Source organism: Pelagibacterium mangrovi (assembly GCF_036662815.1).
In the GTDB taxonomy this organism is placed as follows: domain Bacteria; phylum Pseudomonadota; class Alphaproteobacteria; order Rhizobiales; family Devosiaceae; genus Pelagibacterium; species Pelagibacterium mangrovi.
Genome location: NZ_JBAFXA010000016.1, coordinates 1 through 22,202, shown reverse-complemented (window position 1 = coordinate 22,202; position 22,202 = coordinate 1). Strand labels below are relative to the sequence as shown.

The 22,202-nt window shown below is 62.9% G+C and carries 19 protein-coding genes; 16 read left to right on the top strand and 3 right to left on the bottom strand.

The window, feature by feature from the left end:
- Positions 1-273: 273 nt before the first annotated feature.
- From V4T21_RS18860 to V4T21_RS18830, 7 genes are all read left to right on the top strand, one after another.
- A complete protein-coding gene (locus tag V4T21_RS18860; protein ID WP_332719836.1) occupies positions 274-1,488 on the top strand; it encodes an ROK family transcriptional regulator in 1,215 nt (404 codons plus the stop codon).
- Entirely contained in the window at positions 1,485-2,744 is a 1,260-nt protein-coding gene (locus V4T21_RS18855) for a M20 family metallopeptidase (protein ID WP_332719834.1), read from the top strand. The genes V4T21_RS18860 and V4T21_RS18855 overlap by 4 nt, the downstream gene beginning before the upstream one ends.
- Before the next feature lie 27 nt (positions 2,745-2,771).
- Positions 2,772-3,827, top strand: coding sequence for a substrate-binding domain-containing protein (locus tag V4T21_RS18850; protein WP_332719832.1), 1,056 nt, complete (start codon positions 2,772-2,774; stop codon positions 3,825-3,827).
- A gap of 22 nt (positions 3,828-3,849) precedes the next feature.
- Positions 3,850-4,911: a substrate-binding domain-containing protein gene (locus V4T21_RS18845; protein WP_332719830.1), complete on the top strand. Its 1,062-nt coding sequence runs from the start codon at positions 3,850-3,852 to the stop codon at positions 4,909-4,911.
- Positions 4,912-4,973: 62 nt separating this feature from the next.
- The gene (locus tag V4T21_RS18840) at positions 4,974-5,966 is read left to right on the top strand and encodes an ABC transporter permease (protein WP_332719828.1); all 993 of its coding nucleotides are present in this window, start codon (positions 4,974-4,976) and stop codon (positions 5,964-5,966) included.
- A gap of 9 nt (positions 5,967-5,975) precedes the next feature.
- A complete protein-coding gene (locus V4T21_RS18835) occupies positions 5,976-7,175 on the top strand; it encodes an alanine racemase (protein WP_332719825.1) in 1,200 nt (399 codons plus the stop codon).
- 11 nt (positions 7,176-7,186) lie between these two features.
- Positions 7,187-7,927: an ATP-binding cassette domain-containing protein gene (locus V4T21_RS18830; protein ID WP_332719823.1), complete on the top strand. Its 741-nt coding sequence runs from the start codon at positions 7,187-7,189 to the stop codon at positions 7,925-7,927.
- 357 nt (positions 7,928-8,284) lie between these two features.
- Here the strand turns inward: V4T21_RS18830 and V4T21_RS18825 are convergent, their stop codons facing one another.
- Complete coding sequence (locus V4T21_RS18825; protein ID WP_332719821.1) at positions 8,285-10,303, bottom strand: ATP-binding protein; 2,019 nt, start codon at positions 10,301-10,303, stop codon at positions 8,285-8,287.
- Positions 10,304-10,949: 646 nt separating this feature from the next.
- Positions 10,950-11,375, bottom strand: a complete 426-nt coding sequence (locus tag V4T21_RS18820; protein ID WP_309163071.1) for a GlcG/HbpS family heme-binding protein — start codon at positions 11,373-11,375, stop codon at positions 10,950-10,952.
- 274 nt (positions 11,376-11,649) lie between these two features.
- Between V4T21_RS18820 and V4T21_RS18815 the strand changes: the two genes are divergently transcribed.
- From V4T21_RS18815 to V4T21_RS18775, 9 genes are read left to right on the top strand one after another with little or no spacing between them, the layout of a single operon-like run.
- Complete coding sequence (locus V4T21_RS18815) at positions 11,650-12,636, top strand: Bug family tripartite tricarboxylate transporter substrate binding protein (RefSeq protein WP_332719820.1); 987 nt, start codon at positions 11,650-11,652, stop codon at positions 12,634-12,636.
- A 23-nt stretch (positions 12,637-12,659) separates the two neighbouring features.
- Positions 12,660-13,730, top strand: coding sequence for an Ldh family oxidoreductase (locus V4T21_RS18810; protein WP_332719819.1), 1,071 nt, complete (start codon positions 12,660-12,662; stop codon positions 13,728-13,730).
- Positions 13,731-13,753: 23 nt separating this feature from the next.
- Positions 13,754-14,572: a TIM barrel protein gene (locus V4T21_RS18805; protein WP_309163074.1), complete on the top strand. Its 819-nt coding sequence runs from the start codon at positions 13,754-13,756 to the stop codon at positions 14,570-14,572.
- 58 nt (positions 14,573-14,630) lie between these two features.
- Positions 14,631-15,677 (top strand): Gfo/Idh/MocA family protein, encoded by a 1,047-nt coding sequence (locus V4T21_RS18800; protein ID WP_332719816.1) that lies wholly within the window; start codon positions 14,631-14,633, stop codon positions 15,675-15,677.
- Complete coding sequence (locus V4T21_RS18795) at positions 15,674-16,144, top strand: tripartite tricarboxylate transporter TctB family protein (protein WP_332719814.1); 471 nt, start codon at positions 15,674-15,676, stop codon at positions 16,142-16,144. Before V4T21_RS18800 ends, V4T21_RS18795 begins: the two co-directional genes overlap by 4 nt.
- A 1-nt stretch (position 16,145) precedes the next feature.
- Positions 16,146-17,666 (top strand): tripartite tricarboxylate transporter permease, encoded by a 1,521-nt coding sequence (locus V4T21_RS18790; RefSeq protein WP_332719812.1) that lies wholly within the window; start codon positions 16,146-16,148, stop codon positions 17,664-17,666.
- Positions 17,663-18,658 carry an NAD(P)-dependent oxidoreductase gene (locus V4T21_RS18785; RefSeq protein WP_309163079.1) on the top strand — a complete coding sequence of 332 codons (996 nt, stop codon included), beginning with the start codon at positions 17,663-17,665 and terminating at the stop codon, positions 18,656-18,658. Before V4T21_RS18790 ends, V4T21_RS18785 begins: the two co-directional genes overlap by 4 nt.
- A gap of 21 nt (positions 18,659-18,679) precedes the next feature.
- Complete coding sequence (locus tag V4T21_RS18780) at positions 18,680-19,342, top strand: hypothetical protein (protein WP_309163080.1); 663 nt, start codon at positions 18,680-18,682, stop codon at positions 19,340-19,342.
- Positions 19,343-19,378: 36 nt separating this feature from the next.
- Positions 19,379-20,440, top strand: coding sequence for a LysR family transcriptional regulator (locus V4T21_RS18775; protein ID WP_309163081.1), 1,062 nt, complete (start codon positions 19,379-19,381; stop codon positions 20,438-20,440).
- Between the two features lie 1,354 nt (positions 20,441-21,794).
- On the opposite strand, the gene V4T21_RS18770 is transcribed toward V4T21_RS18775, so the two are convergent.
- Positions 21,795-22,085 (bottom strand): hypothetical protein, encoded by a 291-nt coding sequence (locus V4T21_RS18770; protein WP_332719801.1) that lies wholly within the window; start codon positions 22,083-22,085, stop codon positions 21,795-21,797.
- Positions 22,086-22,202 lie beyond the last annotated feature (117 nt).

The following is a 22,202-nucleotide window of genomic DNA, read 5'->3' as shown; positions in this document are numbered from 1 at the left end:
CTCGTCAGCTTGCCGGCAGTCCCCGCACGCTGACCAGCCCGGCCAAGCCGGAAAAACGCGGAGGCCCTGCCTCAGTTACACCACGCTACGGGGCACGATCCAGGAACGGAGATGGATTCCGCCGGCGGATCCCAAAGCAGATATAAGACTTTACGTGAAACCTACCGCTTAAAGGTGCAGCCTCGGCCGGAGCGTCAGGTCACGCGTATCCTTGACTTCACGTACGATACATTCAATAGTTCGGTCAGTCACCGAACTAATTAAGGCGTCGATGTGAGTCAGGCCATTCGTATCTCGCGGCAATTTTCCCTTCGCTCGGTAATGGAGGCGATCGTGCAGGGAGGTTCGGTCTCGCGCGCCTCCTTGGCAAAGCAGACTGGCCTGTCCAAGCAGACGATTTCCGAGATCATGCGCCAGCTCGAGGACGAGGGTTGGGTGCAGGAGACTGGCCGGACCAGCGGCCATGTTGGTCGCACTGCGGTTACCTATGAGCTCGTTCCCACCGCCGCCTATATCGCGGCCGTCGATCTTGGTGGCACCAAGGTGCGCGTCGCTGTTTGTGACCTGTCGAGCCATGTGCTGGCGGAGGTGACCGAGCCGACCCATCCTGATGGCGGCAAGGCCGTCGTCGATCAGATTGCCTCGCTCTGCTGGGCGGCGGCGGACCAGGGTGGTGTGCCGCGCGAAAAGCTCAGGATTGCGGTGGTCGGCTCCCCCGGCGCCCCGCAGCCTGATACCGGGCGCGTGCTCCTGGCCCCCAATATTGCCGGCTTCGAGGAGATGGACGTGGCCGGCGCGCTCGAAGCCGTACTCGGTTTCGAAGCCATGATCGAAAACGACGTCAACCTCGCCGTCCTCGGCGAAAGCTGGCTGGGCGTCGGGCAGGGCATCGACAACCTCGCCTTCATCGCCCTGGGAACCGGCGTCGGCAGCGGGCTGATGCTCAATGGTCAACTGGTGCGCGGCGCCACCAATGCCGCCGGTGAACTCGGCTTCCTCCCCTTCGGCGCCGATCCGTTCGAGCCGGAATCCTTGCGGGCAGGGGCCTTTGAGCGCGTTGTCGGGTCCTATGGCATCGTCGCACGCTACCGCGATGCGGTCGGTCACGACGCCACCGTCCCCGCAATCTTCGAAAAGGCCAATGCGGGCGACACCGCCGCCATAGCCGTCCTCGACGCGACTGCCCGCCTCCTGGCCCGCGGAATTGGCGCCATCGCCGCCATTGCCAATCCGCAGAAGGTCATCCTCGGCGGCTCCATCGGCTCGCGGCCCGAACTGGTGGAGAAAGTCCGCCAGGTCCTGCCGCTCTGCTTCCCCTATCCGGTTGAGATCGAGTCCAGCGTGCTCGGCAATCACGCAGCTTTGGTCGGCGCCGCCGCCATTGGCCTCAGCCACCTGCACAACACGCTCTTCGGCACCGATACGCCAGAATCGCGCATATCCCTGCCACCTGCAAACGCCGTCTCGATGCGGGAATTGCTGCGATGAGCCAGGACCTCCACAACCGCCTCCTGGCATCCCTGGACCGCAACGACGCCATCGATCTGCTGCGCGGCGCTATCGGTCGCAACAGTGTGACCGGCAACGAAGCCAGCATGGTCGACTATCTGCAGGGCCAGATGCAGTCGCGCGGCCTTGAGGACATCGACGTTACGGAGTTCGAGCCCGGCCGTCCCAATATCCGCGGCAAACGTTCAGGCTCCGGCACCGGCAAGCGGCTTCTCTTCATCGGTCATACCGACACCGTCCATGTTGAAGGCTGGGAGCAGCACTGGGCCGGCGACATCAGGGAAAACCCGTTCGGCGCGCCGATCATCGATGGCGAAATCTGGGGTCGCGGCGCCGGCGACCTCAAGGCCGGCATCTGTTCCAGCCTTGCCGCCCTGACCCTGCTGGACCGCGCCGGCATCAAGCTCAAGGGCGACGTCGATTTCGCCTTTGTCGGCGACGAGGAAAGCGGCGAACCGGGCAGCGGTGTCTCGGCGGGCGTCAAGGCTCATGTGGCGCGCATCGCTTCGGGCGAACTCCCGCATCCCGATTTCGTCGTCTACACCGAGCCCACCCAGCTTGCTGTCTATCCCGCGCAGATCGGCTTCTTCATTGCCGACATCATCATCACGGGCAAATCCGCTTACTTCGGCGTTCCGGAACTGGGGCGTGACGCGCTCAAGGCCAGTCATGCGGTCATGAGCGCCCTCTGGGCCCATTCCGAAGCCATTTCGGCGCGTGCGGAACATCCCCTGGTAGGCCGGGGCTTCCTGCTCATCACCACGCTCCAGGGCGGCGGCTTCATCGCCGTGCCCGAGCGCTGCACGCTCTCGCTCATCCGCAAACTGCTGCCGGGGGAAACCCTGGACACGGCCGCTGCCGAACTTGAGGCCGTCATCCGGGGCGCAGTAGCCGACCCCGAAATCAAGGTCGACATCGCCTATCCGGCGGGACGCGATCATGCTCTGGGCGGTACCGCCGCCGAGATCGACCTGACCCACCCCGCGCTGGCCCTTCTGCAGGACAGCGTTGGTCAGGCCATGGCCGGACGGGGAGGCGTTGAAGGGGCGCCTTTCTGGTCAGAAAGTCCGTTCTTCGTGAATGGATTGGGTATTCCCGCCGTCTATTGCGCGCCGGGTGACATCCGCAACTGCCACACTTTTGAGGAACGCGTCAGCGTCGAGGAATACCTCGCCGGTGTCGTTGCCTTCGCCGGTTTCATCGCCCGCTTCTGCGGCATGGAAGACAACAACTAGGGAATTTTCGTTCAAGGGAGACTGAACATGAAGACCACTACCAAATTTGCGGCGGCCCTCCTGGCTGCCACGCTGCTCAATCCGGTCGCCGGCTATGCCCAGACCGTCGGCCCCAATGGCGAAAGCGCCACGCCCTCGTCAGAGATCGTACTCACCGATGAAAACGTCGCCGCGCTGACCGGCCAAGGCTACAAGGCCGCTCTGCTCTGGCATACGTCGTCCGATTTCATCAACGCCGTTTCCGCCGGCGCCAGCGACGAATTTGCCCGCGCTGGTGTTGAAGTCGTGGTCACCACTGATGCCGGCTTCGACGCTGCCAAGCAGCGTTCCGATATCGAAACGGCCCTCTCGGCCGGCCCCAATGTCATCCTCTCGCTGCCGCTCGATCCGGTCACCTCTGCGGCCGCCTTCAAGGAAGCCACCGCCGCAGGCGTCGAATTGGTCTTCCTCTCCAATCTGCCCGCCGACTACATCCACGGCACCGACTATGCTGCGATCGTCACCGACGATCTGTTCCAGATGGGCAAGCAGGCGGCGGACACACTCGCTGCATCGATCGGCGGCGAAGGCGAAGTGGGCTACATCTTCCACGACGCCAGCTACTACGTGACCAACCAGCGCGACCAGGCCTTCAAGACTACCATCGAGAACGACTATCCCGGCATCTCCATTGTCGCCGAGCAGGGCATTTCCGACCCGGCCCGCGCCGAGGAACTGGCCAGCGCCATGTTGCTGCAGAACCCTGACCTCGATGGCATCTATGTCACCTGGGCCGAACCGGCCGATGGTGTCCTCGCTGCCCTGCGCAGCGCCGGCAATACCACGACCAAGATCGTGACCCTCGACCTCTCCGAACCGATCGCGCTTGATATGGTTCGTGGCGGCAATGTCGCCGGCATCGTCGCCGACGAAGCCTACGAACTGGGTCGCGCCATGGCCGCCGTCGGGCTCAAGGCACTGCTCGGCGAAGAGCCCCCGGCCTTCGTAGTGGCCCCGGCCCTGACCGTCACCGCCGATAACGTTGCCGAGGGCTGGCAGCAATCGCTGCACCGCGACGCTCCCGCCAGCGTGCTTGGCCAGTAATGCAAGGAAAGGAGTGACGCCAATGAAACCGTCAGTCATCCTGACCTCGGCTCTCGCCATCGCGCTCGCAGCAGGTCCGGTCCATGCCCAGGCGCCGATCACTGTCGGCCCCAACGGCGAAGCCGCAACCCCCGTGGCCGAACTCGAACTCACCGACGAGCAGGTGGCCCAGCTGCAGGCCGGTGACTACACCGCGGCCTTCGCCTGGCACGAGCTCTATGACTGGTCCGGGGCCGTCGCCCAGGGCGCCAAAGACGAATTCGCCCGTCTCGGCATCGACGTCGTTGCCGAAACAACGGCGGGCTTCGACTCGGCACGCCAGCAGTCCAACGTCGAAACCACGATGGCGCTGTCGCCCTCAATCCTGATCTCGCTGCCGGTAGATCCGGCAGCGGGCGCCAGCACCTATGCCGCTGCCATCGAAGGCGGAGCCAAAATCGTCTTCATCGACAACGCGGCTGCAGGCTTCGTCCATGGCCAGGACTATGTCACGACCGTCTCGGCAGACCTTGTCGGTATTGGCGAACAGACGTCCGAAGCCATGGCGACCGCGCTCAACGGTGAAGGCAAGATCGGCTACATCTTCCACGACGCCGAATTCCACGTCACCAATCTGCGCGACTCCGCCTTCAAGTATCTGATCGAGAACGAGCATCCGGGCATTGAGATCGTGGCGGAAGCCGGCATGGCCGACCCCGCCCGCATCGAGGATATCGCAACCGCCATGCTGCTTCAGCATCCGGAAATCACCGGTCTCTATGTGCCGTGGGCCGAGCCCGCCGCCGGTGTGCTCTCGGTTCTGCGCCAGCAGGGTCGCACCGATGTCAAGATCATCACCATCGACCTCAACGAGCCTGCGGGTCTCGACATGGTCCAGGGTGGCAGCGTTGCCGCGCTCATAGCCGACGAAGCCTACAATATTGGCGTCTACGCGGCGCGTGCCGGTGCAGCCTCGCTCCTGGGCGAAGCCGTCGATCCGTTCCTGGTCGTCGATGCACTAATCGTCACCAAGGACAACGTCGCCGAGGGCTGGCAGCAATCGCTGCATCGTGACGCCCCCGAGTCGGTGCTTGCTGCACAATAGCCCGCACATTGCTGGGCGGGGTTCATCCCCGCCCCCTTCACGCAAGGCCAGGGAAGCTCGCCATGTCCGTACAAAGCCCAGCCGCCTCCGAAGCCGGCCCGCTCCGCTCCGCCCTCGCGCGGATCAACCTCCAGCAATACGTCGTCTATATCGGCTTCCTCGCCATCTTCCTGTTCTTCGCCGTGGTGCTCCGTGACAGCGGCTTCCTCACCCAGCGAAACCTCGTCAACATCATCCTGCAGACCGCGCCCGTGACGATCATGGCAATCGGTCTGGTCTTTGCCCTGTCTGCCGGTGAGATCGACCTTTCCATCGGCTCCACCGTCGCCGTTTCCGCGCTGGCCGGGGCCATGGCCATGGCGGCATTCCCCCAGGCGGCACTTCTCGTTGGCGTCCTCGTCGGACTCGGTGCCGGCCTCTTGGTCGGCCTCGTCAATGGCGCACTTGTGGCCTATATGCGCCTGCCGTCCTTCCTCGTCACCCTGGCCACGATGGGCCTGTTTGCAGGCGTTGCACGCTCCCTGACGCAACTCCGTTCGATCCCGGTTACCGATCCGACATTCACCGGCATTTTCGGTTCTGGCACACTTTTCGGCATCCCTTCTCTGGTTATCTGGACCCTGGTTGCGGTCGTCATCGGTCACTTCGTTTTCCGCCAGACCAGGTACGGCGCGCATGTTCTCGCAACAGGCGACAATGCCCGCGCCGCAATGGTCACTGGCATCAAGGTGCCGCGTGTCCGCCTCTCCGTGTTCCTCATCAGTGGCGCCATGGCCGGCCTTGCAGGGCTGCTCTATTCCGGCCGTCTCCAGGCCGCCAAGTACACACTCGGCGAAACTGATCTGATGACCGTCATTGCCGCAGTCATCGTCGGCGGCACTCTGCTCAATGGTGGCAAGGGCTCCATTATCGGCGCCCTGGTGGGCTCGCTCATGATGGGCATGCTCAACAATGGCCTTATCCTCATGGGCCTGTCCGTTTCCGACCAGATGATCGTGCGCGGTCTCATCATCCTGGTCGCCGTTGCCGTCTCGCTGCGCGAAACCTCTCGCTAGGAAAGCATCATGTTTCTCGACGTTCTCCGCCGTCGCAACCCGGCCTTTATCGAAGCGGCCATGGCCCTGCACCAGTCCGGAAAAATCCCGGCCAATGCCTATGTGCTCGATCTCGACGCCGTGGAGGCCAATGCCCGCGTCCTCAAGGCCGAGGCTGACAAGAACGGCCTCAAGATCTTTGCCATGACCAAGCAGGTCGGCCGCGCTTCGAGTTTTTGCCAAGCCGTGCAGCGTGGTGGCATTGAGAAATCCGTCGCCGTCGACATGGCCTGCGCCCGCGCAACCCACAATGCCGGCATGCCGGTGGGGCATCTGGGGCACCTCCAGCAGGTGGCCCGCGCCGAAGCCGATGCCGCTGCAGCAACGTTCCGCCCGGATTATTGGACCGTCTTCAACGCGGAAAAAGCCCATGAAGCGGGGCAGGCGGCGCACAAGGCCGGCTACAAGCAGAACCTTGTCGCCCGCATCAAGGCCGAGGGCGACACCTTCTATAGTGGCCACGAAGGCGGCTTTGAGGCCTCGGACGTGGTCGCCGTCGCCGACGGTCTCGATCGGGTTGAAGGTGGACGCTTTGCCGGCATCACCACTTTCCCCGCTCTGCTCTTTGATCACGCCACCCGCAAGGTGAAGCCGACACCAAACCTTGCGACCCTCTCCCGTGCTGCCGAGGCCCTCCATAAGGCCGGCCGCCGCAATGTCGAGATCAACGCCCCGGGCACCACGTCCTCGGTTCTGCTGCAAGGACTGGCCGAAGCCGGCGCCACCCAGTGCGAGCCCGGCAATGGCCTTCATGGCACCACCGCCCTCCATGTCATGGAAGACCTGCCCGAACTGCCCGCCGTGCTCTATCTCACAGAGGTCTCGCACCTCTCTGGTGGCAAGGCCTATTGCCTCGGCGGCGGCTTCTATATCGACCCGATTTTCCCCGACTACCCGGTCCAAGCCATCGTTTCGCGCGAGCCGAAGACGGCCTCCAGCAGCTTGCGCGAAGTCGAAATCCCGCCCCCTTCGGCTATCGACTATTACGCCATGATCGACGCCGACGGCCCCGTTGTCCCGCGCCCCGGCGATACGGCAGTGTTCGGCTTCCGCGGCCAGGCCTTTGTCACCCGCGCATATGTCGTGGGCGTATCCGGTATTTCCATCGGTACGCCCAAGGTCGAGACCATTGAAGACAGTTTTGGCCGCACCGCGGCCTGGCCGGTCTAGGAGATCGCGCAATGACCCAGCCAGTCCTGGCCCTGAACAATATCCGCAAGAGCTTCGGTGGCGTTGTCGCCATCGAGGATTTCAGCCTCACCATCGAGCCCGGCGAAATCGTCGCGCTGGTCGGCGACAATGGCGCCGGCAAGTCCACGCTGATCAAGATCATCTCCGGCGTTCATGCCCCGACCTCTGGCGAAATCGTCATCGAGGGCGAGAGCATTTCCATGTCCAGCGCCACCAAGGCGCGCGAGCATGGTATCGAGGTTGTCTATCAGGACCTTGCTTTGGCTGACCAGCAGTCGGTCTATATGAACCTGTTCCTTGGCCGCGAAGTCACCAAAGGGCCCTTCGGCCAGCTCGATCGCAAGACCATGATTTCCGAAACCCAGCGCTTGGTGGATGAACTGGATGTCCGCATCCCGTCGCCCCATGCCACCATCCGCGACCTGTCGGGTGGTCAGCGCCAGGGCATCGCCATTGCCCGCGCCACGCGCTGGGCGAAAAAGCTCATCCTGCTCGATGAACCCACCGCCGCTCTCGGTGTCGCGGAAACGGCAAAGGTCGAAAAAATCGTGGCGGGGCTGAAGGCGCGCAATATCGGCGTGCTCATCATCAGCCACAGCCTCGATCAGGTCTTCCGCCTCTCCGACCGTATTTGCGTGTTGCGTCGTGGCAAGCAGATCGGCGTCCGCAAGACCGCACAAACCGACAAGAACGAGATCGTCTCGATGATTACTGGCCTGAGTGTGCAGTAGACCTCCGCTGTCTACGCAGCGGCGCAGGCACTAGGCCTTCCGGTACGCGACCAAGGTAGTTGGCTTGTTGCGTACACACCCACCCTGCCAGACTGCTTCCGGCCCCGCACAAGCGTCACACTGGAGATTTCGGAAGGGAGTTCGCCGCTCTGGCGCGGCGGTATTGCGCCCTCATTCCCGCCGTTCAGACCGCATTTTTGATTTCCCGAAACCTGCCAGTCCGCTTTGGCCGCCGCCAAAGGCCATATTGGGGTGGAAAGCTGACTAGCGGCTTTTGGAAAGCCTATGGGGAAAGCGGACGTTGGGAGTTAAAGTTGCCAACCGAAGTCCGCCCGGACCGGAGGCGGCTCGCTCAATCTACGCCGGAGCCTCCTCAACTTCGGGAGCTCGGTCACTCTCAACCTCAATTTCCTCAAAGTCAGGGTTTAGGTACTTCGCGTACGTTTTACGGAGGTAGGCGAGCGCATCTTCACGGTCCACACTAGCCTGCAATCGGTCCTGCACGAACCTCATTCGGCCCTTGCTCTCAGCGAAAAGTTCGGCCCATGACTTGACCCACACTTCAACGAGGCCGTCGTCAGTCTGGGCGACTTGCCCACGCGGCTTGTTCTTTTGACGTGCCTCTGTTTGGGCGAAGTCATCGAGGTCATTAGAAACAACCCAGAACGTCCAGCGGGTTTTAATATGGCGGAACCGTTCGTCCTTAGCCACGGTGTAGGCGTAGTTTTTGGCCTGCATGATCTCGGGGCCGCCGATCTTTTTCGATGGTCGCTTGAGTTCGACTACCAGATGCTCCCGCTCGTCGGACCGACTGGTCGGTACTGAGCGCGAGAGCATCAGGTCAACAATCCCGACCTTGCCATCGACGCGTTTCACCGGGGCGTCGATCACGACCTCTTCCCCGATCAGTTGCTGGTGTTTGCGGAGGACTTCAGTCAGAGACTGGTCGTCCACCGTGAGATTGAATTCTTCCCCAAATATCCATGTGTTGCCCTCGGCAAGGATTCGGTGAAGCTGGCTCCGCTCCTTCACATGCGGCTTAGTCTCCGGGTCGAAGATCAGCGCTTCTAGGCCCGTGAGGAACTTCATCCGATCAGCGACCAACCGCGAGGCGGTGATAATATTGCCGAGGTCCGCATCGCGGAGCAACTGCGACAACTCCTGTTGCTTTTTCACAGGCAGCTGTAACACTTCCGTGAAGATGTGTTGAAGTTCCTCAGGTCCTCGCTCAACAGCGTGACGTAGCATCCTCAATTGAAATGACTTGGTGCGGCTATCCTGATCCGAGAAGGTCGGAAGCTGCTTGTTCAGGTTGAGAGCGAGAATGTCGAACACCTGCCGCTCGGCGATCTCAACGACTGTCTCGGCCGGTTCTCGGTAAGGATAGACGTTCTGCTCCTTCCACCTCTCGATTTCCGAGCGAGACTGCTCCGCGTCGCGGTCCTTGAAGTAGGCTTTGGTGAGGTCCGCAGCTTCATCATAGGCGGACTTTAGAGCCGGGGTGAAATCGGCTAAGTCGATCTGGCCGGTGCTTTGAAGCTCGTCAAGGAGTCCGGACCTCAGGTAGGCGGAGAACTGATGCCCCGGCGTGTGGAAGGTTGGAGTTAGGCGCTGGAAGGGGAAACCCTCTTCGCCACACAGAAACACCCATCGCTCTGCCGATGACTTCCACTCGATCAAGTGCAGTTTGACGCCATACGTGCGTCCCTCGTGCGCCACCTCCGTCAGTGCGAACTCCGCCCGGCTCTGAATCAGGTTCTCTGGGTCCAGCTTCGCGTCGTCGACGAAAACGGCTACGTCCTTATAGTCGGTGAGGTAGAGAGCGAAGAGTTCGGAGAACGGCTGGATGGCTTGGTCCGCTTCCAATGAGCGGAACGACCGATCTAGTTCCGTGATCCGGACCTCCACGCCTGTGGAAACCCCCTTGCCTACCTCCTCGGGTTCCGTCACCCGCACGTCCGTCAGGTTGTCGCGAATGATGGTAATGGTGAACCGAAGGACCCGCCCATCTTCCGCCCGGTAGACGCTGATCCAATCGGCAACTCGGCCGAGAGCCAGCGCCTTGAAGCGCCCCTTGCCCTCCTTGCCGTGAAGGATGCGCCCTCGCTTACGGGAGCGATTCCCGTTTGCCTTCCATGATCCGCCGAGCCTACCGAACAGCCCTTCGGCCTCTTGGTGGGCAATGCCGTGCCCGTTGTCGGTGACGACGACTGCCTCAAGCCCTAACGGGCCGCGTTCAAGCGTTACGTTTACGCGGGATGCGTCCGCATCGAGACCGTTCCACACCAACTCCGCAACAGCGGGGATGGGCTTCGCACTGGCGAGTTTGTTGATGTGGTCCTTCTCGACCACCACTTGGAAATGCCTATCTGCCATTGCGCCCCCCAATCTTGCGCAACTTTATCGAACCACAAGTGAAATGAAAGCACCACCAGTTGATGCGAATTCGGCCAACGATTGACCGGATTGGGCGCAATGACGGAAGTGGCCTGCAACGAATGTCCGCTTTTTTGCGTAGGCGGAATCGACGTCAACGTCCGCAATGAGGGTCGGCTGCTGTAGGGCGGCTTTCTAAGATTCTTACTCGGAAACTGACCGACAGCTTTTGGCCCCACCGCAAATAGCCTCGACCGCTTCACTTGTGGTCGATCACGGCCAAAAAGAACTGAAAGGGGTATTCTCGACATGATGCTGCAGACCGAGGACGGGCTGCATGGAGTGCCAGAATGCAGCCAAAACCAGCGTCCCCTGACGCAGAAGCAGGTCTGGGCAATCCGCTTTTTCCCGAATCGGCAAGGGAGGATTCAAGATCGTGCGCCTTTCGACCTTGCGATCGCAAGGTGCCGCTTCAATTCATGGCCTAAACGTCCGGTGTCGTTCATGCCATTTGGCTTAGATAGGAAGTCGAGAGTCCTGGGCCCAACAACAGCTCTTTCGCCGATGACTCACCGTGACGCCCGTCGAGGCGGGCCAGGCAACCCGAGCGGGCCTGACCGCCCGTCCGGTTATTGCGCGCAGGACGTCAGGCTATGGCCTTGAGGAAGGCATTCAGGCCCGCCTGGGCGCACAGCCTGTCTTCATCGGGCGTGCCCGAACTGATGCCGATGCTGCCGACAACTTCGTCGCGCACCACGATCGGCAGCCCGCCGGCCACCACCATCAACCGCCCGTTGATCGCCGAATTGATGCCGAAGGCGGGCTTGCCGGGCTGGCTGGCCGCGGCGTAGTCATGGGTCGCCTTTTTGGCCGCCGCGGCGGTATAGGCCTTGTCTATGGCTATAGTGATGCTGGTGACCTTGCCGCCCGTCATGCGCTCGAAGGCGACCAGATTGCCCGCGCCATCGCAGACCGCAATGCACATGGGAACGCCGATCTCGTTTGCCTTTTCCACGGCTCCCGCGATCAGGATGCGGGCATCGTCGATGTCGATATTTGTGTTGGTCTGCATTGTCGCTACGCTCCTTTGGCCACATGTCGTGACTGATTGAGCACATTCCCCCTCCGATGCGAATCTTTGCGAAAGCGATTTTCCGCGATGTGGGAAGCGCAATGGGACAGGAGTGGGCATCGGACGATATAATCGTCGTGATCCCAGCAGCTTATAGAGAGCTAGATCGTGCCGGTTTACCCCGCCAGATCAAATCGGTTGTTGTGCCTTTTGCCCGGCGCGGCCTAGAGCAACCATGAACAAACGGCGGAAAAGCCGCCAAGGGAGGATGCTTATGGATTTCAAACTCGATCGCCGCCAGTTCATGTGGGGCGCCTCGGCGCTTGCCGCCGGACTTGCCGCCCCCGCAACGTTGCGCGCGCAGAGCTGGCCGTCCGGTCCCGTCACCATCGTGTGCGGCTTTTCGCCCGGCGGCACCACCGACACGCTGGCCCGCATTCTAGCCAACAGCCTCAGCGCCCGCTTTGGCCAGCCGGTTATCGTGGAGAACCGCACCGGCGCGGCCGGTGCGATCGGGATGACCTCGGTTGCCGAAGCCGAGCCTGACGGTCAGACGCTGCTGTTTTCCGCCGTGGGCCAGCTTGTCGTCGTTCCGCACGTCTCTGACAATCTGACCATCGATCCGGTAAGCGATCTCGCTCACATTTCGCTGCTCGCCGAGGGCGATTTCATTCTTAACGCCAGCATCGGTTCGGGGTTCAATACGGTCGACGAGCTCATCGAAGGCGCCACATCGGGCACAGTGCTCTACGGGACGTCCGGGGCGGGGGGCAACCTGCACCTGTTTACCGAAGCGTTCCTCCATGCTGCCGGCATTGAATCACGTGGCGTCCATTACCAGGGCGGATCGGCTCTGATGCCAGATCTTTTGAACAACCAGGTCCAGTTCGCGCTCAATTCCTACAATCTGAGCGCGCCTTACATCGAGGAAGGCCAGCTCAAGCCGCTGCTGGTCGTGGGTAAGGAGCGCAATGCAGCGCTTCCCGATGTTCCGACAGGGCCCGAGGTGGGACTGGATTCGCTCGCCTCGTGCATGGATTGGTTCGGACTTCACGCTCCGGCCGGAACGCCTGCCGAAATCATCGAGACGCTTGCCCAGGCCACGCGGGCAAGTCTCGATGAGCCGGAAATGGCCAGCCGCATCGAAACCGGCGGGTTGCGTCCGGTGGGCAGCACGCCCGATGAGTTCGCCGAACGGATTCGCTCCGATTATGCGCTGTTTGGCGAGATCGCCGAGGCGTCCGGCATGGCGACGGGCTGAGCCTGACCGGACGGTAGCGCGGCATGAACACGATCGGTTGGCAACGCTACGGCGTTGCCGCACTCAACCGCTTTAGCCGCTCCATTCTCGTCGCGGCGGGGATGGAGCCGGCCGCGGCCGGCATCGTTTCCGATGCGCTGGTCCAGGCCGATTGCCGGGGCACGGCCTCCCATGGCCTGATCAGGCTGCCGTTCCTGGTGGCGCGCCTGGTCGATGGCGGCGCCAATCCAAGGCCCGATATCGCGGTCGTGACCGAGGCGTCCGCGATGGCGGTGGTCGATGCCGATGCGGCGCTGGGCCCGGTGGCGGCGACATACGCGATGCGGTTGGCCAGCACCAAAGCGGCCCAGGCCGGGATCGGGGCAGTGACCGTGCGCAACAGCGACTTTATCGGCACCTGCGCCCATTCGGCGATGATCGCGCTTGAGGCCGGTCATATCGGCATGACCTGGACGAACGGCCATCCCGGGATGGCGCCTTGGGGCGGGCGCAAAAACGCCATCGGCAACAATCCGTTGGCCTGGGCCGTACCGGGCGGTTCGGGCGCGCCGGTGGTGCTCGACATCGCCATGAGCGTCGTGGCGGGCGGCAAGATCCGCCATGCAGCCAAGACCGGTTCGGCGGTTCCTACCGGCTGGATCGTGGATGCGGCGGGCAACGACACGAACCGCCCTGAGGACTTTCCGCAAGGGGGTGCTCTGCTGGCGCTGGGTCACAAGGGGTACGGTCTCGCCGTGATCGGGGAAATCCTGGGCGGGGCACTGGCGGGGGCAGCTATGCTGGGCGGGGTGTCGCAATGGTTCACCGCCACCGACAGGCCCACGGGCAACGGGCACTTCCATCTCGCCATCGATCCCGAGCGGTTCATCGGGCGGGCGGAATTCAACGCCCGTATGGACGCGTTGCGCGAAACGCTCCATCGCACGCCGCGCCGGCCCGGGGTCGAGGCCATCGTGCTACCGGGCGAAAGCGCGGCTGAACGCGAGGCGGCGGCGCATGCCCGAGGGGTGCCCCTGCCGGACGAAGTGGCCGCCGATCTCGCCCGGCTCTCGGAGCGCTGGGGCGTTGTCATGCCCATGGCGAGCTCGGACTGACGTTGCAACACAAAGGCCATATCATGCGCAAATCCCTTGCCCATCTCACGCTCGGCGCCACGCCGGCAGAAAACATCGAAGCGGCGGCCGCCGCCGGGTTCTGGGGCGTGGGCATCCGCATCTGCGGCCGTTTTGTGGGCGATACGAGCTTTCTTGACATCATTGGCGACCAAGCCGAGACGGTGCGGCTGGCGCGGCTTTCGCGCGACGCCGGGGTCGTCATATCCAACATCTCCGCTTTCCAGTTCTATCCTGGTCTGACCACAGAGCATCTGCGGCGGGTCGTCGATACGGTGAAGGAGCTGGGCTCGGACACGCTTGTGGTCAACTGCTTCATGCCCGACCGCGAGGAGGCGATCGAGCTGTTTTCCGCCTATGACGAAATGGCGAGGCGGGCAGGGGCGCGGATCGCGCTCGAATATCTGCCCTACAGCACCATCACCGACCTGGCCGCAGCGCGAGCCTTCATCGCCGATAGCGGTGCAAAGACTGCGCGTCTCTTGATCGATGCACTCCATCTCGACCGGGCCGGAGACAGCCTTGAGGACCTTGCGGCATTGCCGCGCGAAGAGCTCGCATTTTGGCAGATCTGCGATGCGATGAAGCTTCGCGGACCGCGGCCGGGCAATGAGGAATTGATGCAGGAGGCGCGAACCGCCCGGCTGCGGCTGGGGCAGGGAGAGTTGCCGCTCTCGGGGTTGATGGCGGTGCTGCCCAGTGACCTCGAGGTGGAGTACGAGGTGGCCGACGCCAGCATCCGCCACCTTCCCCCGGCCGAGCGGGCGCGGGCCGCCATGTCCGATCTTGAGCAGTTTTTGTCCGCGGCGCATGTCGCCGATTGACGATCATACCGTCCGGTGTGGCGGCGAACGATAGGAGGGCCCTTCCGGGCTTATTGACGTGAGCGAGAAAAACCTCCGCGTGGGACTTTTAGGCTGCGGCCATATCAGCCGCGACCACCTGATTGCCTGGGCCAACTGCCCGGGCGCCGATGTCGTTGCGGTCTGTGATCCGGTCGAGGACCGGGCAGCCGCTCAGGCCGAGGCGTTTTCCATTACCGCCGTCTATACCGACCCTGCCAAGATGATGGCCGAGGCCGACCTTGGCGCTGTCGATATCGTCACCCCGCGCCACACCCATGCGGGCATGATCCGGTTGGCGGCCGAGAACGGGCTGCACGCGCTGTGTGAGAAGCCGCTCTGCCCCACGCTCGAGCAGGCCGAGGCGCTGGTCGCCGAGATTGGCGATCGGGTGCGCGTGATGGTCAACGAGAACTGGCGTTATCGCGAGTATTTCGAGCAGATCCGAATGTGGATCGCTGAGGGTCGCTTGGGAACGATCACCCAGGCGCGGATCGCGCTTTGGCGGTCGAACATGCTGCCGCGGCCCGACGGGATGGTGCCGGCGCTGAGCCGGCAACCTTTCGTGGCCAAGGAAGAGCGGCTGCTGGTCGCCGAGTCGCTGATCCACGAACTCGACACGGTCCGCTCGCTGTTCGGGGAGCTGCGGGTGGTCGCCGCCCGGTTGGGACGCTACAGCGACCGCATTATCGGGGAAGACGCAGCCGCGATCCTGCTCGAGGCTGATGCCGGCCACGCGGTCGTCGTCGAAGGCGTGATGACCTCGGCGGGGCACGCCTTCAGAGCGCCCAATAGGCTGGAAATCGCCGGGACGCGCGCCAGCGTCACCCTCGACGGCGCAAGGTTGCGCCTGCATGGCCCCGAGGAGGACGAGACCATCGAGTACGACGAAAACAAGGTGCGCCAGGGCTGCTTTGACGGGGCGATCGCCCATTTCGTCGAGGGGCTGGCGACGGGTAAGCCGTTCCTGACCTCAGCGCGTGACCAGATCAACACCTTGCGGCTTCTCGAAGATGTTTATGGCGTCGCCGGGCCGCTGCGGCGTCCGGTTGGCGCACTTGCGGGGCAAACGGAGGCGCGGCCATGAGCCGCTCGCGCCTGATCGAAGCGGGCGGGGGCGCCATCCTTGTCCTATTCGGGATCGCATTCGCCATCGGTGCCTTGCAGTATCAGATCGGCGATTTCATCGACATGGGGCCGGGGATGTTCCCACTCATCGTGGGCGTGGCAATCGCTCTTTTGGGGGCGATTGTCATGCTTATGGGGCTATCAGGCCCGCCGCACGACACCGAGCCGTTCGACGCCCCGGCCTTTCGCCGGCAGATGGGCGTTTTGGGTCTGGTGAGCGTTTCCCTGCTGGTCTTTGGCCTACTCATCCGGGGCTTTGGCATGTTTCCGGCCATTATCGGGCTTGTGCTGCTGGTCGGCCTTACCGAACGCGAGCGCCGTCCCGTCACATCGGTGGTGACGGCGATCGTTCTGGCCGTCCTGGCCTGGCTGATTTTTTCGAGAGGCCTGGGGATGAACATCCCCGCCTTGCGCTGGGGGCTGTGAAATGCAGGACATCCTTGCAAATCTTTCCATCGGGTTCGGCGCGGCGCTGTCGCCGATGAACCTGTTTTACTGCTTCGTTGGCGTGTTTCTTGGCACATTCGTGGGTGTTCTGCCCGGGATCGGGTCGCTGGCCGCGATTTCGATGCTCATGCCGCTCACCTTCTATGTTCCGCCCGATACGGCGCTGATCATGCTCGCAGGCATCTATTACGGCACGCAGTATGGCGGCTCGACGGCGGCCATTCTGCTCAACCTGCCGGGCACCCCGTCCTCGGCGGTGGCCTGCCTTGACGGCTATCCCATGTCCCAGCAGGGGCGGGCGGGGGTGGCGCTAGCCATGACCACGATCGCTTCGTTCGCCGGGGCCACCGTGGGCATTTTCGTTCTCACGCTTTTCGCTCAGAGCCTCGCGAGCTTCGGGATGTCGTTCGCGGCGGCCGATTATTTCTCGCTCATGCTGCTCGGGCTCGTTGCCTCATCGACGCTCGCGGCGGGGTCCCCTATCAAGGGCATCGCCATGGTGTTGGTGGGGATCGCGCTGGGATCGGTGGGGAGCGACGTTCAGACCGGTGAACTGCGCTACACCTTCGGCATGCTCGGGCTGAGCGATGGCATCAACCTCGTGGCGCTCTCGATGGGGCTGTTCGGGGTTTCGGAGGTGATCGCCACCATCGCGGGCAAGGAATCAGGGGGCGCCGTCCAGCGGGTCGGTTTGCGCTCGCTGCTGCCCAAGCTGAGCGACATCCGCCGCTCGCTGGCCCCCATCGTACGTGGCACGGCGCTGGGCTCGGTGGTCGGCGCCCTGCCAGGCACGGGCACCAACATCGCCTCGTTCATGGCCTATGTAGTGGAAAAGCGCGTTTCAAAGACCCCCGAGAAGTTTGGGACGGGGGTCATCGAGGGCGTTACCTCTCCAGAGGCGGCCAACAACGCCGCGGCGCAGACCTCGTTCGTTCCCACGCTGACGCTGGGGATTCCGGGCGATGCGGTGATGGCGCTGCTTCTGGGGATGTTGATTATCCACGGCATCCAGCCTGGCCCGCGGCTCATCGAGAGCCAGCCGGTGCTGTTCTGGGGGTTGGTCGCGAGCTTTTGGATCGGCAACATCATGCTGGTGATCCTCAACCTGCCGCTGATCGGCATTTGGGTGCGCATCCTCACCATCCCTCGCCGCATCCTGATGCCGGCCATCCTGATGTTCATGGCCATCGGCGTCTACAGCGTCAACAACAACGCGTTCGATGTGTGGATCATGATCCTTTTCGGCATCATCGGGTATCTCATGTCGACGTTCCGCTTCGAGGCGGCGCCATTGCTGCTCGGCTTCATCCTCGGCCCACTGATGGAGCAGTACCTCAAGCGCGCGCTCCTGATCTCGGGCGGCGATCCGGCGGTTTTCGTTCAGCGCCCGATCAGCGCAACGCTTCTGGTCGTTGCGGTGCTGGTCCTCGCGCTCACCATCTGGGGCGCATTGCGGCGGCGCAAGCACGCAAGGGTCGAAAGCGTGGAGAGCGTATCGTGACGCGGCCGGCGATCCTTCTGACCCATCCGGCCGGATCGCGCCCCTGGTGGTATGGCGAAGCGGCGATGGACGGGTTGCGGGCGCTGGGAGAATTGCGGCTCAATCTCGGCGATGCCGAGCTCGAGGGCGAGGCGCTGGTCGCGGCGGCGCAAGGGTGTCGGGTTATCGTCCTCGACCGCGCTACGGCGGTGGGGGAAGCCGAGATGGCGGCATTGCCGCAGTTGTTCGCTATCGTGCGTAGCGGGGTCGAAACACGCCATGTCGACATCGAGGCGGCCAGCCGGCACGGCATCGTAGTGACGCGGACCAATCCGGGCTACGTCGCCTCGACGGCCGAGCTGATCCTGGCCCATATGCTCAATGTGGCCCGCGACGTTCCCGAATACGTCGCAGCCTATCGGGCCGGCAGCGTGCGGGCGCCAAGCCATGGGCGAGAGCTTTCGGGCGCGACGGCCGGGCTGATCGGCTATGGCCGCATCGCCCAGCACCTGGCGCGGATATTGAGCGCCATCGGCATGGAGGTGCTTGCCCACGATCCGTTCGTGACCCCAACCGAGCCGGCCGTCGCCGTCCCACTCCATACCTTGCTCGCCCGGTCCGATTTCGTCGTGCCCATTCTTTCGGCGACGCCCGAGACGCGCAATCTTCTTGACGCCACCGCCCTTGGCAGAGTCAAGCGCGGCGCTTTCCTCGTCAACGCCTCGCGCGGGGATGTGATCGACGAGCCAGCGCTGCTTGCCGCGCTCGAGAGTGGGCACATCGCTGGTGCAGGGCTTGATGTGGGGTGGGGGCCGGACCAGACGCCCTCCGCCCTGCTCAGCGGCCATCCGCGCGTGCGCGCTACGCCTCATATCGGAAACCTCACTCTGGAGGCCGCAGCCCGGCATCCGGCGGAAACGGTGGCCCAGTGCGCGCAGGTACTTAGGGGCGAAATTCCGTTCGGGGCGCTCAACCCCGACATTTTGAGCAGGCTCCAGGGCCATCGCTCCTAAGAGAGAAAAGGAAAGGTTCCCATGCCCCTGATCGGCAAAGGCATTGTCGCGATCTGGAACGACATTCTTCCCGAAATGCGCGACGAGTTCTTCGAATGGCATCCGCGCGAGCACATGCAGGAGCGCATGGGCGTGCCCGGCTTTCTGCGCGGCCGGCGCTATATCTCGATGGGCAAGGGCGAGGAGTTCTTCACGCTCTACGAAGCGGCAGAGCCCGAACTTCTGGTGAGCGAGATCTATCGCCAGCGCCTGGCCAATCCCACCGAATGGTCGCTCAAGGTGCTTCCCAACTTCCGCAACAATTTGCGTGGCGTGTGTCGGATATCGGGATCGGCCGGCTATGGCGACGGGGGCAATTTGCTCACCCTGCGCTATGCTGACGGGGCGGGCAAGGGCGATGCGGCGTTGGCCGAATTGGTCGCGGCGCTTGTTGACCGGCCCCGGATCACCGGGGCGCATCTAGTCGTGTGCGACCGCGAACTGAGCTCAGGCAACCGGTCGCTGCAAAGGGGCCGTACCATCTCTTTGCCCGACAGGGTGATCATGGTCGAGGCCTCCACGCTTGAAGCGCTTGAAGCGCTCGAGGACGAGCTGGAAGGCAAGGTGCGCGAACATGGCGGATCGGGCGAGCAGACCGCGGCGATTTACAGGCTCGAATACCAGGTGATGAACTACAGGGCCTGATGGCGATCGGCGGCGAGAGGGCGCAGGCCGCTCGCCTTGCGCCGGGATGAAACTCTCTCTATTTTCCCCGGCGCTGCCGCCTACCGGGCAGCTCATCAAGCTGTTCGGGAGCTCATAATTAACCTTCGCCAACTGCGCTATTTCGCCAAGACGTTCGAAACCGGAAGCATTTCAAAGGCTTCCGAGGCGCTGGCGGTCGCTCAGCCGGCACTGGGATTGCAGATCCGCCAGCTCGAGCAGGATTTGGGGGTGCCGCTATTCATCCGGCACGCGAGAGGCGTTTCTCCGACTTCAGCCGGCCGTCAACTCTACCAGCGCGCTGCCGAAATCCTGGATCTGGTGGACCAGGCGCGCTCGGAGATCAAGCAGGCGGCCGACAACGAGCGCGAGCCTTTGGTCCTGGGCCTGACCAACGGGGTGACGGCGCTTTTGGGTCATCGGGTCCTTGTCGATGCGCAGACCGAGCTGCCCCGGCTCCATGTCAGCCTCATCGAGGAGATGTCGAGCGTTCTGATCGACGCGGTGGGCCGTGGCGAGGTCGACGTGGCGCTGGCCTACGACGCCCCCGAGCGCTCCAGCTACCGGCGCATTGCGCTGCTCGAGGAAGAAGTTGTCTATGTGCGCGCAGCAGCGGAAGATAGCGAGCCTGGGCCGATCTCGTTTACCAGCATTCTCGACATGCCGCTGGTCCTGCCAAACGAACGCGACGTGATCCGCAGCCGCATGCAGGCCTTTGCCGATCAGCTCAAACTTTCGATGCGCATCGGCTATGAGGTGTCTTCCATCGCCATGCTCAAGCGCTTGGTGGCCGATGGCGGGGTGGCAAGCGTCATGCCGTATGCCTCGGTTCGCGACGAGGTCGAGGCCGGCATCCTCCACATCCGGCGCATCACCGATCCAGTCCCGTTGCGCCGCCTTTATTTGCTGCACAGCACGCGCCGCGGTCCGCTGACCAATGACGCGGACCTTTTCGACTTCCTCCAGCGTGCCTTGATGCTTTTCGTCGACAAGCTTGGAGAACTCACCCGTCCGCTTCCGGCGTTGCAGCAACCGCTTTCGGAACTGGCGACCATGCTCAATGAGGATAGGCCGTCGTAGGGTGCCGCTTAAAAAGCGCCTACCGGGTTGGGCTGCGGACGTGCGCGGCAAACTGCGGGCCGGCGTGTCCCCGGTGATCATGGACCTGCCGAGATGACGCCCGCCTACTGATACCTCGTGCGGCTCCTGCTGCGCTAGAAACAGTCGCGATCGTCGATCTCCCTGACTAAAGCTGCCGGTTCGCTGACGGCCCGACCGCGCGAAAGATTGGGCGAGCTAGAGACGACGGCCTTCGGGATGCTGTGGAATGGATCGGTTGCTGAACGTCAGTTTGCCGAAGTTTCGCGCCCGAACCGGACTGACCGCAATCGGCCCCAAGGCGGTCATTGCTCGAGACGAGTGGCAACCGCCGGTCGCGAGCGGCCACACGCAGCATGGGTAGTATCCCTTCGCGGAGCGTTCCGCATGACCTCTCGATGAGACAACATGTTGCCAACTGCCCAGATTTGCGGGCGCCAATTTCCTTGATCAAACCGACGTTAGCAGCCGCTAGCTTCGGATAGCTAGCATTCTAGTAAGGCCGCGCAGCACCACGCGATGACTGACGCTTATCACGAGGTGGATGGGCAGGTGTGGAGAGCGTATACCTGATCGGCAATTCCGGGAGCGTCCCGCACAATGGCAAAGGCCGGCTCATCGACCGACGACCGGGCGTGTCCAAGTCACGCCGAAAGATCCAGCAGTAGCCTGCGTAGCCTAGACGCCACCCGCAATCAGAAGCTCGCCGGGCGGCGTGGGCGCCAACGAAGGAGGAACCTGAGGATGTGGCGAGCCGGACAGTCTCGGTTCCCGCCACCATCATCTCCTCCCGGGACAACTCCAAAAAATCAGGCGAACTCTGCCCGCGACGACGTTACCTGCTAATCAGTTTTAGTAGAATCCAAGATAATCGGAGACTTGACAGGAATCGGAGGCGACATCACATTTGTGCAGCTAGCGATGATACGCTGGTGCTCCCCGCGAAGGCGAGGACCGACCGCCCCGCTTGTGGGCGGGTGAACCGTGATTATGCAGGGGTGCCGCCCATCGCGGGCGGGTGACCCTTTGGATAGCGGTTCGTCTAGTAGGAAGACTTCGACCGCCTCTCATGTGGGCGGGTTTTGGCCCCAAGACCGTGGCTCTCAACAGCCAGTTCCTTGCGCTTTCCGGCCGAGGTGTGGGCGGCAGTTTTCATTTAGGCGAAGGCCTACGGGACTGCGCGGGGCACAAGCGAGATTGAGATAGGCTTTCCAATGAAGTCTTTGTGCCACCTTCGCCTCCTCGGTAGACAGCTTCCGGCCTTCCTACCGAGGCTCCACGAGTAACGAGGTAACAATGGTAACACCGCCTCGAGATGCCCGCGCACACAGGGCGCCTATCCGGGGTTGTTACTATTGTTACCTTCGCTGCTTCCATCACCCTGAGCAGCAGCATCAATGATGTAAAATTTTTCAGGCTTGCCATGGGGTGGGCGAGCAGTCGTGTACCGAAAGGCCTCAGCTTCCTTCAAGGCCGCCTGCATGTGTGCCGAGCTGAGGTTACCACAGAGATCTCGCCAGCCAGCGGCTTTCAGGAAGACTACGTGTCGTGCCCGGCAATAGTAGCCAGCTTCATCATCCTCGCGCGCCGCCAGGTCCCATGGTGTCAGGCTATTCTTGTTCGCCATCAGCCACTGTCTCGCAAGTGCGAGCGGATTGACAGTTTTCGACCGCAACCGCCAGGCCGTAACGGTCGTGTCCCAACTGGTGGTGTAGCTGAAGGGTGGTCATCGACGGATTTCCGG